The sequence below is a fragment of the Hydrogenophilus thermoluteolus genome, assembly GCF_003574215.1.
GTDB lineage: Bacteria > Pseudomonadota > Gammaproteobacteria > Burkholderiales > Rhodocyclaceae > Hydrogenophilus > Hydrogenophilus thermoluteolus.
Window position 1 is genome coordinate 685,891 of record NZ_AP018558.1, and the last position, 13,078, is coordinate 698,968.

Sequence of the window (13,078 nt, forward strand, 5' to 3'; positions counted from 1 at the left end):
CGTTCCGTTGGCGGAACGGATGCGGCCGCAGCGGCTCGAGGAGGTGGTGGGACAGTCCCATCTCGTGGGGCCTGGAAAACCGCTCACGCTTGCTGCCGCGCGCCGACAGCTCTTTTCCATGCTCTTCTGGGGGCCGCCCGGCGTGGGCAAAACGACCCTTGCGCAGTTGGTGGCACGCAGTTGCGACGCGCAGTTCATTGCCCTTTCCGCAGTGACCGCAGGGGTGAAAGAGCTGCGCGAGGTGGTGGCGCTTGCCGAAGCGGCGCGGCAGAGCGGGCAAGCCACGGTGCTCTTTCTCGACGAGATCCACCGTTTCAACAAGGGGCAGCAAGACGCCCTGTTACCCCATGTCGAAAGTGGGGTGGTGACGCTGATCGGCGCAACGACAGAGAACCCCTCGTTCGAAGTGAATGCGGCGCTCTTGTCCCGCCTGACGGTGTTCCGGCTCGAACCCCTTTCGCCAGACGCATTGCGGCAGTTGCTCGACCGAGCGACGGCGCGCTTTCCAGACGAAGCGGTACCGCTCGACGACGCGGTCCGCGAGATGCTGGTTGCCCAGGCCGACGGCGACGCGCGGCGGCTTTTGAACGATCTGGCCTGGCTTTGGGCCGCCGCGAAAGCGCGCAGGATCGCCACAATCGACTGCGAGTTTGCCACCGAGACGCTCGGTGCGCGTCTGCGTCGTTTCGACAAGGGGGGCGATGCGTTTTACGACCTGATTTCCGCGCTGCACAAAGCGGTGCGCGGTTCCGATCCCGATGCGTCGCTCTACTGGTTTTGTCGGATGCTCGATGGCGGTGCCGACCCCCGCTATCTGGCGCGGCGCTTGGTACGAATTGCAAGCGAAGACGTGGGTTTGGCTGACCCGCGCGCGCTTTCGCTGACTGTGGCCGCGGCAGAGGCGTATGAGCGTTTGGGCTCGCCGGAAGGGGAGTTGGCGCTTGCCGAAGCGGTTGTCTATCTGGCGTGCGCGCCGAAATCGAATGCGCTCTATCGCGCTTTCAACTCCGTGCGCGCGTTCGTTGCGCAGGATGGTTCGCGTCCGGTTCCGATGCATCTGCGCAACGCGCCGACGCGCTTGCTCAAAGCGATCGGGGCGGGAAAAGGGTATCGCTATCCCCATGATGAACCCGGCGCGTTTGCGCCGGGAGTCGATTATCTGCCCGAGGGGATGCCCAAAACCCATTGGTACGAACCCACGGATCGAGGGTTGGAGCAGAAAATCGCAGAAAAATTGGCTCGGTTGCGCGCGCTCGATGCCGCGTGGCGCAACGAACACCATCAGTAACCGTAACGAAGATCAGGAAGGAAATCATGCTCGACATCCAATTGTTGCGACAAGACTGGGAAACCGTTCAGAAAGCGCTCGCTCGGCGCGGCGGGACGATCGACTGGTCCCGTTTCGAGACGCTCGAAGCGGAACGCAAAGCATTGCAAGCCGAAACGCAGACGTTGCAAGCGCAGCGCAACCGGTTGTCGAAAGCGGTGGGGCAGTGTAAAGCGAAAGGGGAGGATGCGTCGGAACTGCTGCGCGAGGTCGCCGAAGTGAAAGCGGCGCTCGAACGCAACGAAACGCGCTTGAATGCCTTGTTGGCAGAACTCGACGCGTTCTTGGCGCAATTGCCGAACGTGCCGCACCCCTTGGTGCCGGACGGCGCCAGCGACGCGGACAATCTCGAGGTTTCGCGCTGGGGGACGCCGCGTTCGTTCGACTTTCCGGTTCGCGACCATGTCGAGATCGCCGAAGGGCTGGGGGGATTGGAAAACGAGATCGCCGCGGCGCTTTCGGGGAGCCGTTTTGCGCTTTTGCGCGGGGACGTCGCGCGGCTCCATCGCGCGCTGGCGCAGTTCATGCTCGACGTCCACACCCGCGAACATGGCTACGAAGAGGTGGCGCCGCCGTTTCTCGTGCTGCCACGCACCCTGTTCGGAACGGGGCAGTTGCCGAAATTTGCCGAAGACCTCTTTCAGGTGCCACGCTCCGACGCCGAATCGCTTTACCTCATCCCCACCGCGGAAGTGCCGGTGACCAATATCGTTCGCGACCGCATCCTCGACGAAGCCGATCTTCCCCTCAAATTCGTTGCCTGGACGCCCTGTTTTCGCGCCGAGGCGGGTTCGCATGGCCGTGATGTACGCGGGCTGATCCGGCAGCACCAATTCGAAAAGGTCGAATTGGTTCGGATCGAACACCCAGACTGTTCGTACGACGCGTTGGAGGCGCTCACCGCGCATGCCGAAGCGATTTTGATTAAATTGGGCTTACCCTATCGTAAAGTGAAATTATGCGCTGGGGACTTGGGCTTCAGTGCCGCGATGACGTATGATTTGGAGGTCTGGTTGCCCGCTCAAAACACCTACCGGGAAATCTCCTCCTGCTCGAATACGGAAGCATTCCAGGCGCGGCGGATGCAGGCCCGCTTTCGGCCCGCAGGGGGCGGGAAACCGCAACCGGTGCATACGCTCAACGGTTCGGGGCTGGCGGTAGGGCGCACGTTGGTCGCGGTGCTGGAAAACTACCAGCAAGCCGACGGCAGTGTGGTGGTTCCCGAGGCGTTGCGCCCGTGGATGGGTGGGCAAGAGGTATTGGAGCCTCGCGCGCGCCGGTGACGCAAAAAGCGCGGCGCGGTCGGCGAGGTTTGGCTTCCCAGAAAGGAGTCATGCATGGTATGGACGCTGGGCATCGCCACCGCGCCCGTTCCCGAAGAACGGCGACTGGCGCTCACCCCGGAGCTGGTCGCGAAGTATGAGCAGTTGGGCGCCAGCATTGTGCTCGCGAAAGGGGCGGGGCTTCGCGCCCACTGGCCCGATGCGGCCTTTGAAGGTGTCACGTGGGTCGATTCTCCACAGGCGGTTTTCGCTCGCGCCGATGTCGTGGCGTGCGTGATGCCGCCGACACTCGACGAAATCGCAGCGATGCGTCCCGGTTCGGTGTTGGTGGGGGCGTTACGGCCTTGGGCGTCAGCGCAGCAGATCGACGCGCTCTGTGCGCAGCGGGTCACCGCATTCGCGCTCGAATTGCTGCCGCGGATCACCCGTGCGCAGCCAATGGATATCCTGTCGTCGCAAGCTACTGTTGCGGGTTACGAGGCTGCGTTGATCGCGGCCGACCATGCGCCGAAATTCTTTCCGATGCTGACCTTTGCGGCTGGGACGATCCGTCCCGCGAAGGTCTTCGTGATCGGTTGCGGTGTTGCGGGGTTGCAAGCGATCGCTACGGCCCGCCGCTTGGGGGCGATGGTCGAAGCGTACGATGTCCGTCCCGAAACGCGAGAACAGGTTGCGTCACTCGGCGCGAAATTCGTCGATACCGGAGTCGTCGCGGTGGGTGCAGGCGGTTATGCGCGCGAACTCACTGAAGCGGAGCAGGCGCAACAGACCGCGGTGCTCAGCAAAGCGGTTGCCGCTGCCGACGTGGTGATCACCACGGCTTCGGTTCCGGGGCGTCCCGCGCCCAAAATCGTCACGCAGGAGATGCTGGCAGCGATGCGACCGGGTGCGGTCGTCGTTGACCTCGCCGCTGAACAAGGCGGAAACGTCGAAGGGACGGTGTTGGGAGAAAAACGGTGGATCGGTGACGTGCTGGTGATTGGACCGGCCTTCATCCAGAGCCGCATGCCGGTGCACGCCTCCGAAATGTTCGCCAAAAACGTCTGGCATTTTCTTGCCCCGCACGTTCAGGATGGTGCGCTCGCGTGGCAGTGGGAAGACGAGATCGTGACTGCGACGTGTATCACCCGCGATGGCGCGCTCGTCAATGAGCGCGTCCGGGAATGGTTGGGGGGGTAGCAGCGAATGGATGGCATCTCTGCGCTCTTTATTTTCATGCTGGCAGCCGTCGCTGGGTACGAAATCATTGCCCGCGTGCCGGTGATCCTCCACACGCCGTTGATGTCCGGTTCGAACTTCGTCCACGGCATCGTCCTCGTCGGAGCGATGGTGGTGTTGGGCCACGCCGAAGGGGCGCTCGAGACCGCGATCGGCGTACTCGCGGTAGCGCTGGGTGCGGCGAACGCCGTCGGGGGGTATGTCGTGACCGATCGCATGCTTGCGATGTTCCAGAAAAAGGGGGACAAGCAGTGATCGAAATGATCTATTTCCTGGCGACGTTCGCGTTCATCATGGGGTTGCGGGCGATGAGCGCCCCCGCGACAGCGGTGCAGGGGATGCGCATCGCTGGGGTGGCGATGGTGGTCGCGGTGGGGGCAACCTTTTTCACCCCGGGGTTGCATAACCTGGGTTGGATGGTCGCAGCGATCGCTGTCGGGGGTGGTTTGGCTTGGATCTGGGCGCGTCGGGTGGCGATGACCGAAATGCCCCAGATGGTGGCGATCTATAATGGCCTGGGCGGGGGCGCTGCTGCGGCGATCGCGGCGGTGGAATTGCTCGGTGCTCAGACTGGTCTCCCGACTTCGGTGGGCGTTCTCGCTATTCTGGGCGCGGTGATCGGCGCAGTCGCGTTTTCCGGCAGCCTCGTTGCGTGGGCGAAACTCGACGGCCGCGTCCGCAAGGTGTGGCGGCTCAAACGTGGCCACAACGACGTCGTGCTGCTCTTGGCGATCCTGACTCTGGGGATCGGTTTGACTTTGGGGGTCAGTGGTGCGCCCAGCGCTGGCGGATTGCTGCTCTTCTTCGTGCTGGCGCTCGCGCTCGGTGCGCTTGTGACATTGCCGATCGGTGGCGCCGATATGCCAGTGGTGATCTCGTTGCTCAACGCCTTTACCGGGCTGGCGGTCGGCTTCGAAGGGTACGTGCTCGCGAACCCGATGTTGATCGTTGCCGGCATCGTCGTCGGGGCGTCGGGAACCCTCTTGACGCTCTTGATGGCCAAAGCGATGAATCGCCCAATCCGCAACGTCCTCTTTGCCCCGATCACCGGCGAAGCTGCGGAGCACGAGCCTGGTAGCGTCACGGGACGGTTGAAGACGTACGCCCCCACCGACGCCGCTGCGGCGCTCCGTTACGCGCAACAGGTGGTGATCGTGCCGGGTTACGGTATGGCGGTTGCCGGTGCGCAACACAAAGTCTGGGAGATGGCACAACTTCTCGAAGAAGCGGGGGTTACGGTGAAGTTTGCGATCCACCCGGTTGCCGGCCGCATGCCGGGCCATATGAATGTATTGCTTGCCGAAGCCGGGGTGCCCTACGAAAAGATTTTCGATTTGGACGAGATCAACGGGGAGTTTCCGCAAACCGACGTCGTGCTCGTGATCGGCGCCAACGACGTCGTGAATCCAGCCGCGCGCACCAACCCGTCGAGTCCGATCTACGGGATGCCGATCCTCGATGTCGATCGGGCGCGCGAAGTGATCGTGATCAAACGCGGACAGGGACGGGGGTATTCCGGAATCGAAAACGAACTCTTCTACCGTGACCATTGCCATTTGGTCTATGGCAACGCGCACGAGGTGGTTGCCGATATCATCGCGGAGTTGAAAACGATGGGATGAGGGGGTGGATTCGCATGCGGTACCGGTGGTTCGGGGCGGTCCTCGTGTGGTCGCTGCTTACTGCGCCGGTGTACGCGCAAAGCGATCCCCGCGGTGAACAGGTGCCTTTTATCGGTGACGAGCGCGCGCAAGTGATGCGCAATGCGCCGTTTGAGGGTGTCGCGCAAACAAGCTCGGCACTGCAACGGCTGGCGCTCGATATGCAACTTTTCGATTATTGCCAGAATCCGTTGCTCAGCGAGGAGACATTGGCGCCTCTCTTGGCGGAAGCAGCCCGGTTGACCGGGGACGAACCCACCTGTACCGCGGTGATGGCACGGCTCGGCTATCTCCAGCGTTCGCGTACGCGGCGCTGACCTCTGTGAGCTCAGAGTGTGCGCGTGGAAGTCGCACAGGGGCTCACAGCCGATGGGATGCTTGCGGGCTCGCGGTTTGCTTGAGGGTCAGTGGCTGTGTGCTCTCTTGCCAAGGACCGAATATCGGACCTTGTTGGAAACGGCAGCCGAGCGCGGCCAGGAAATCGCGTTGCGCAGCGGTCGCAACGCCTTCGGCGATCACCGTAAAGCCCATCGCGTTGCCGAATTGCAGTAAGCCGTCGAGCAGTTTTTCTACCCGTTCGTCGCGGCCAATCTGAGTGACCCACGTCGCGGCGAGCTTTATCGCATGAACGGGAAGGTGAGCGAGCAGACCAAAGTTGCTGGTGCCTTGTCCAACGTGATCGACGACGATCCGAACCCCCTTTTCCCCCATTTCGAGTAGCTGCGCACACTGATGCGTATCGAGCGCAGAAAATGCGGTTTCGTCGATTTCCAACATGAGCAGCGACCAAGGGAGCGACGCGGTCCGCCATGCGGTTTTGATCTGCGTGAGGGTTTCGCGATGCCGCAATTGCCGCGCGTCGAGGTTGAGCGCAAGCGGCGTCTGCCATCGGCGCGCCCAGCGGGTTGCATGCGTGAGCCATGCGGTCAGCCAGGCTCGGTTCGCGGTAGGATCGAGCAGGAGCGGTGCGACGGTTTCCGCATCGACCGAACCGCGATGCGGAGCGTGCCATCGTAAGACCCCTTCGGCGCCAACGAGCATGCCGGTAGCGACATCGACGCACGGGGAAAGCCACAGGGTGAAGTCCTCGGGGGTCGCAGCCGCCAATTGCTCCGTAATCGAATGCGATCCTGGCGCGCTTTTCGAGGACGCGGAAACGGTATCGGTTGCATACCGTCGCGGAGGATGTCGGTGTGGGGTAAACAACAACACACGCCAACCCGGGTTGGGACCGTTCAGGATACGCGCCCGCAACGGGTAGCGTCCGATGCCTTCGATCAGGGCCACCGGCGGTTCGTCTGCTTCCGGCCAATGCACCGTCACCGCTTCGGTGATCGGTTGGTGCAACAGAGGCTGCCATGCCGGCCAGCGCGCGCGTGCCGCGGCATTGACCGCGACCAGCCGCTCAGTTTCGTCGAGGACCCAGATCGGTTCAGTGCTCGCAGCGGCGAGTTGGATCCAAAACGTTTCGGCAAGCGACGTACTGCGGTACTGTTCGTGAAGCAAGTCCGGTGCGATGAGGATCGCGTGCATCCCCGGACGGATGCGTGCCGCTGCGGTGAAGCGAAATACCTTTTTGCGTCCGTGCGGCAACGCCAACGTGATGCTTCCTTTGGTTTCATTTTGAATGAACCAACGTGCCCGGGCGTGCAAAAAAGCTTGGGGGGAGGGAAACAGGGATTCCAGAGGCGCTTGGATCAATTCACGGTAATTGCGTTCGAGCCACCGGCACGCGGCGCTGTTGACTTCCAAGATACGCTCATCGCTGACGATCAACAAACCTTCGTCGATGAGTTCCAGGAGCGCCAAATAGACGCCGATTTCGACCCCTTCGGAAAAATCGGGGCGGAACGGTTCGTTCGTTTCGGGCAGCGACACCATCGGGGAAAGGTCCAGGAACGACACGGACAGCATACCCGACAGAGCCGGAAATCGAAACGAAGAAAAACGGGTTTTTCTCAGGCGATTTTTGCAGCGACTCAAGCTTCGGCCGACTCACGGCGACCAGAGCCCCCGAGCAAAACCGGGACGGGGTCGCGGCGGCGTCCCCCCCAGAGCGCTTCCATCGTCTGCCAGTCGAAAGGTTGCGTAGGGTCTCCTGCATCCGTTCGTTGTTGAGCCCCTCGCCACGTTGCTGGAATTTCGTCGCGGACCACCGTTGGCATCGCGTCGCTTTCCACCGCCATTTGGGCCTTCGGGGAACGGCGGTCTCGCACCCGTTCCCGTTTTTCGGGACGCGCCGGGGCTGCAGGGGACTCCCATTTCTCTCCTGGGATTTTCTGTTTCAGAAGCTTTTCGATCGCTTCCAATCGCTCCTCTTCGCTGGGGTCGACCAGCGAGATCGCGATTCCCGTGTGACCAGCACGGCCGGTTCGGCCAACCCGGTGGATGTAATCTTCTGGATTGGGCGGAAGCGCAAAATTGACGACGAACGGCAGCCCTTCGATGTCGAGCCCGCGCGCGGCGACATCGGTCGCGACCAAGACGCGCAATTTGCCGTCACGAAACGCTTCGAGGGTTTCCAGACGTTGCTGCTGGCTCTTGTCGCCGTGGATCGCTTGGGCGTTGACTTTGTTGCGCTGTAAGAATGCCGTGAGTCTGCCGCACGCCACTTTGGTGTCGACGAAAACCAGTACTTGGCCCTCCCGGTCGTGCAACAGCTGCAGGAGCGCGTGGCGTTTTTGCTCTTGGGCGACCCAGAAGACCTTGTGTTCGATGGTTTCGCTCACCGTATTGCGGCGGGCGACCTCGACGGTAACGGGGTCGTGGAGCCACTGTTCCGCCAATTTGCGGATCGCGGGTGAAAAGGTGGCAGAAAAAAGGGCTGTTTGGCGGGTTGCGGGCAGATGCTCGACGATGCGGCGAATATCGGGGAGAAATCCCATGTCGAGCATGCGGTCTGCTTCGTCGAACACCAGGAACGCCACCTGATTGAGGCGAACCGTTTTCTGTTCCAGATGGTCGAGGAGTCGTCCCGGCGTGGCGATCACGATCTCCACCCCTTGGCGCAGCGCTTCGACTTGCGCCTTGAAGTCGACGCCTCCGAAAATCGCGGTGCTTCTGAGCGGCAGGTATTTTCCGTACTGGGCAACCGCTTCGGCAACCTGAAGGACCAGCTCTCGCGTGGGCGCCAGTATGAGCGCGCGGGTCGGGTGGCGCGCCGGGCTGGGTGAGCGATTGGCGAAGGGTGCACGGCGCTCCAAAATGGGCAGTGTGAAGCTTGCTGTTTTGCCCGTTCCCGTTTGGGCGGCGCCCAGCAAGTCGCGCCCCGCGAGCAACACCGGGATCGCTTTCGCTTGGATTGGCGTGGGTTCTTCGTAGCCCAATTCTTCAACTGCGCGCAGCAGTTCGGGTCTCAGCCCCAAGTCAGCAAAACGCATGCAAGCAGCCGCTCCTTCGCAGCGAGCCAATGTCCAGTTGCCATTATACCGATAAGGTACAATCGTTCATGACAATACGGTAACGAAAAGAGGGATTCAAGATGGAATACCGCCAGTTGGGCAACAGCGACCTCACCGTTTCGGCCATTTGTCTCGGGACGATGACCTTTGGCGAGCAAAACGACGAAAAAGAAGCGCACGCGCAGCTCGATTGGGCGCTCGCGCACGGGATCAACTTCATCGATACCGCGGAGATGTACCCCGTGCCGCCGCGGGCTGAAACGTACGGAGAGACGGAGCGAATCATCGGCAACTGGTTGAAACGGCAAGATCGCAGCAAAGTGGTGCTCGCGACCAAAGCCGCCGGGCCTGCGCGAAGCCTCAACTGGATTCGCGGAGGTCCCAAGGCGTTCGACGAAGCGAATCTTCAGGCGGCGATCGACGGTAGTCTCAAACGGTTGCAAACCGACTATATCGATCTCTACCAGTTGCATTGGCCCGAACGCAACCAACCGATGTTTGGCGAATGGCGGTTCGACCCGAAGAAGGAGCGGCCTTTCACGCCGCTCATGAAGCAACTGGAAGCGCTCGCCAAATTGGTCGAAGCCGGAAAGGTGCGCTATGTCGGCGTTTCGAACGAGCACCCGTGGGGGGTGATGACGTTCGTTCAGCTGGCACAACAGTTCGGGTTGCCGCGGATCGTCTCGATCCAAAATGCGTTCAGCCTGCTCAACCGCACCTTCGAAGGGGGCTTAGCGGAGGTGTGTTGGCGCGAATCGGTGTCGCTGCTTGCCTATTCGCCGCTCGCTTTTGGCCACCTCACTGGGAAGTACCTCAAAGATCCCAATGCGTCCGGGCGGCTGACCCGTTTCCCCAATTTTGGACAACGATATACCAAACCCAACGTCCGCCCGGCGGTGGAAGCGTACGCTGCGCTTGCCGAAGCGTGGGGGATGAGCCCGGCAACGCTTGCGCTCAGTTGGTGTTACCACCATCCGCTCGTCACCAGCACGATCATCGGCGCCACGTCGCTTGCGCAACTGGAAGCGAACGTCCGCGCTTGGGAGACCAAACTCACGGACGAACAGCTGAGCGCGATCGACGCGGTGCATTTGCGTTACACCAACCCCGCGCCGTAAGCGGACGTCGTCAATGCCCGCCGCCTGCAGCGGCAGGGGCGGGTGCAGACGCGTTCTGTCCGTTTGCAGGGCGCGCAAGCGATGGGATCAATGGCTCGTTGCGTTCCAAAGGCTTGGCGGTGACTTGCGGCTCGTTCGGGACGAGTTGTGCCGGAACGGTAGGGAGCTCTTTTTCCAGCAAATATTCGTTCATCTCCCGCCATCCCTCGTAGATCGCGGCTTTCTCCAAGTCGGGGTGCAGGTAGTAGCAATCTTCGAGCGAACGTCCGGAATGACGGCATGCCGCGCCAATCGCTTTCGCCTCGGCCTTGGCTTTGTTGGGGTTGGGAATTTCCAGCGCGTCGTAGAGGGCGTCGCAGCCACTCACAAGCGCAACGAATGCGAAGAGGAGGAGGCGCTTTGCGGACATGAAAAAACCTCCGGAACCGATCTGGTTGGGAGGTTATCATAAAAATTGTGGTGCCCAGGAGAGGACTCGAACCTCCACGCCTTGCGGCACTAGAACCTGAATCTAGCGCGTCTACCAATTCCGCCACCTGGGCAGGCAACGAAGTACGCTATTATACGAAGTGTAGGCCAGCTGTCAAGGCGCTGGCATGCAGTGACAAATTGTGGATACGAATGAGTAAACGATGACCGAGAAAAGAAAAAAAACTTCGCTTTCGCGACGTTCCCGTAACCGAAAAGCGCGTGACAACGGGGTGAAACCGTCCCGCACGCCTGAACGTACCCGTGATGGCCGTGATGCTCAGGCTCTTCATCGAACAAAACGGCTTGCGGCAACCCAAGAAGCGGCGCGCGCGGCACCGCTTGACGTCGACCGTTTGGCCGAGATTGCCGCAGCACTTCCCCCAATACGGCGTGCAGACCCGTTTTTGGCACGCGAAGTGTTGCGCTACGGGGACAATCCGCTACCCAGTCGCGAATACATCATCGAGACGCTGGAGCGTGCCGGGCGTCCGCTCAAAATGAGCGAGTTGGCGAGTGCGCTCGAAATTCGCCCCTTTGAACTCGCGCTCTTCGAACGCCGCGTCACGGCGATGGAGCGCGACGGCCAAATCTTGACCAACCGCCGTGGTGCACTGATTTTGCCGGAGAAAGCGGCGCTCATCCGCGGCCGTGTCCAGGGCCATCCCGACGGATTCGGTTTCGTGATCCCGGATGACGGTGGTCCCGACATCTTCTTGGGGCCCAAGGAGATGCGTGAGGTCTTGCACGGCGATCGTGTCATGGTGCGGGTCACGGGTCGTGACCCACGGGGGCGGCCCGAAGGCAAAATCGTCGAGGTGCTCGAACGGCGAACCACGCGGGTCGTAGGGCGCGTGATCGTCGAGCACGGCGTGATGCTGGTAGCGCCAGAGGATAAGCGCATCGCGCAAGATATTTTGATCGCGCCCGAAGCCGGTCGGCGATCGCGAAAACCCAAAGCAGCACCGGGAGACGTCGTCGTTGTCGAGATTGTCGAACCTCCCAGCAAATACGCGCAACCAATCGGCAAGATCGTCGAGGTGTTGGGGCGATACGACGATCCGGGAATGGAGATCGAGATCGCACTGCGCAAATTCGATCTGCCTTTCGTCTGGAGTTCGGCGGCCAAGGCGCAGACGCGGCGATTGCCCGATGCGGTTCGTCCCCATGACCAGAAAGGCCGTGAGGATTTGCGCCATCTGCCGTTCGTCACGATCGACGGCGAAAACGCCAAAGACTTCGACGACGCGGTCTTCTGCGAACGGGTGGGGAGAGGGTTTCGGCTCCTGGTTGCGATCGCCGACGTCGCGCACTATGTGAAACCGGAAACGCCGCTTGACCAAGAGGCTTACGAGCGAGGGAATTCGGTCTATTTTCCTCGTCGCGTAATTCCGATGTTGCCAGAAAAGCTCAGCAATGGGCTCTGTTCGTTGGTGCCGCGCGAAGACCGATTGGCAATGGTCTGCGAGATGTTCGTGTCGCCACGTGGCAAAGTGGAGCGCTACCGCTTCTTCCCTGCGGTGATCCATTCGCATGCCCGCTTGACCTACACGATCGTTGCCAAAGCGCTTTACGAAGGGGACAAAACGGCGCGCGAAACGGTCGCCGATTTGCTGCCCCATTTGGAAACGCTCGACGCGGTCTTTCGGGTACTGCTTGCAGCGCGCAAGCGGCGCGGTGCGATCGAATTCGAAACCACCGAAGTGGAGTTTCTCTTCGACGACAACGGCAAGATTCGTGGCGTCAAACCGGTGGTGCGTAACGACGCGCACCGGCTCATCGAAGAGTGTATGCTCGCCGCGAACGTCTGTGCGTCACAATTCTTGGCCGAGCACGAACACCCCACGCTCTATCGCGTCCATGAACCGCCAGACCCAGAAAAAATTGCCAAACTGCGTGAATTTCTGGCGGGATTTGGCATCGAGCTTCCGGGCGGGGACGAGCCGTCACCGAAAGACTTTACCCGGGTACTGGAAAAGATCGAAGGCCGGCCGGATGCGCCGCTCTTGCAGATGGTGATGCTGCGTTCGCTCAAACAGGCGCGTTATGCACCGGACAATGCCGGCCATTTCGGCTTGGCTTATCCCTGCTATACCCACTTCACTTCGCCGATTCGCCGCTACCCCGATCTGCTCGTGCACCGCGCGATCAAAGCAGTGCTTGCGGGCAGCCAATACACCCCAAGTCGACCGTGGGAAGAGATCGGTGCGCATTGCTCGATGACCGAACGGCGTGCGGACGAGGCAACGCGCGAGGTGATGAACTGGCTCAAGTGCTACTACATGCAGGAGCACATCGGGGAGGTTTATACCGGTACCGTTTCGGCTGTCGTTCCGTTCGGGCTCTTCGTCACACTGGACGAAGTCTTCGTCGAAGGGTTGGTCCATATTTCCGATCTTGGCGCCGACTACTTCCAGTACGACGAAGTGGGTCATGCGCTCGTTGGCGAACGGACGAAGGTTCGCTACCGTTTGGCCGATCGCGTCAAAGTGCAGGTGGCACGGGCCGATCTGGCGACGAGCAAAATCGATTTTCACCTCATCGAGCGACTGGAGGGCGACGCGTGAAGGCGCGCAGCGATCGGGAAACTGCGCTGGCGTAC

At 61.3% G+C, this 13,078-nt stretch carries 11 protein-coding genes and 1 tRNA gene; 8 read left to right on the top strand and 4 right to left on the bottom strand.

Annotated elements, in window-relative coordinates:
• Positions 1-19 precede the first annotated feature (19 nt).
• Genes HPTL_RS03340 through HPTL_RS03365 form a run of 6 tightly spaced genes read left to right on the top strand, consistent with a single transcriptional unit; the run spans position 20 to position 5,806 of the window.
• Positions 20-1,288 carry a replication-associated recombination protein A gene (locus HPTL_RS03340; protein ID WP_119336054.1) on the top strand — a complete coding sequence of 423 codons (1,269 nt, stop codon included), beginning with the start codon at positions 20-22 and terminating at the stop codon, positions 1,286-1,288.
• A 26-nt stretch (positions 1,289-1,314) separates the two neighbouring features.
• Positions 1,315-2,610 (top strand): serine--tRNA ligase, encoded by a 1,296-nt coding sequence (gene serS, locus HPTL_RS03345; protein WP_119334711.1) that lies wholly within the window; start codon positions 1,315-1,317, stop codon positions 2,608-2,610.
• A 54-nt stretch (positions 2,611-2,664) separates the two neighbouring features.
• On the top strand, positions 2,665-3,789 hold the full coding sequence (locus tag HPTL_RS03350; RefSeq protein ID WP_119334712.1) for an NAD(P) transhydrogenase subunit alpha: 1,125 nt from the start codon (positions 2,665-2,667) through the stop codon (positions 3,787-3,789).
• A gap of 6 nt (positions 3,790-3,795) precedes the next feature.
• Positions 3,796-4,083 (top strand): NAD(P) transhydrogenase subunit alpha, encoded by a 288-nt coding sequence (locus HPTL_RS03355; RefSeq protein ID WP_119334713.1) that lies wholly within the window; start codon positions 3,796-3,798, stop codon positions 4,081-4,083.
• Positions 4,084-4,088: 5 nt separating this feature from the next.
• On the top strand, positions 4,089-5,450 hold the full coding sequence (locus HPTL_RS03360; RefSeq protein ID WP_119336055.1) for an NAD(P)(+) transhydrogenase (Re/Si-specific) subunit beta: 1,362 nt from the start codon (positions 4,089-4,091) through the stop codon (positions 5,448-5,450).
• A gap of 14 nt (positions 5,451-5,464) precedes the next feature.
• Complete coding sequence (locus HPTL_RS03365; protein ID WP_119334714.1) at positions 5,465-5,806, top strand: hypothetical protein; 342 nt, start codon at positions 5,465-5,467, stop codon at positions 5,804-5,806.
• Positions 5,807-5,849: 43 nt separating this feature from the next.
• Here HPTL_RS03365 and HPTL_RS03370 read toward each other — a convergent pair whose 3' ends face one another.
• Complete coding sequence (locus tag HPTL_RS03370; protein ID WP_170141253.1) at positions 5,850-7,394, bottom strand: sensor domain-containing phosphodiesterase; 1,545 nt, start codon at positions 7,392-7,394, stop codon at positions 5,850-5,852.
• 74 nt (positions 7,395-7,468) lie between these two features.
• Entirely contained in the window at positions 7,469-8,869 is a 1,401-nt protein-coding gene (locus HPTL_RS03375; RefSeq protein ID WP_119334716.1) for a DEAD/DEAH box helicase, read from the bottom strand.
• 101 nt (positions 8,870-8,970) lie between these two features.
• Here HPTL_RS03375 and HPTL_RS03380 point away from each other — a divergent pair, with 101 nt between their 5' ends.
• The gene (locus HPTL_RS03380; protein WP_119334717.1) at positions 8,971-10,008 is read left to right on the top strand and encodes an aldo/keto reductase; all 1,038 of its coding nucleotides are present in this window, start codon (positions 8,971-8,973) and stop codon (positions 10,006-10,008) included.
• A 10-nt stretch (positions 10,009-10,018) separates the two neighbouring features.
• Here the strand turns inward: HPTL_RS03380 and HPTL_RS03385 are convergent, their stop codons facing one another.
• Both HPTL_RS03385 and HPTL_RS03390 read right to left on the bottom strand, forming a co-directional pair.
• Positions 10,019-10,417 (bottom strand): hypothetical protein, encoded by a 399-nt coding sequence (locus tag HPTL_RS03385; RefSeq protein ID WP_119334718.1) that lies wholly within the window; start codon positions 10,415-10,417, stop codon positions 10,019-10,021.
• A gap of 48 nt (positions 10,418-10,465) precedes the next feature.
• Positions 10,466-10,550 (bottom strand) — tRNA-Leu (locus HPTL_RS03390).
• 90 nt (positions 10,551-10,640) lie between these two features.
• Here HPTL_RS03390 and rnr point away from each other — a divergent pair.
• Positions 10,641-13,043, top strand: a complete 2,403-nt coding sequence (rnr, locus tag HPTL_RS03395; RefSeq protein WP_119334719.1) for a ribonuclease R — start codon at positions 10,641-10,643, stop codon at positions 13,041-13,043.
• Positions 13,044-13,078: the final 35 nt, after the last annotated feature.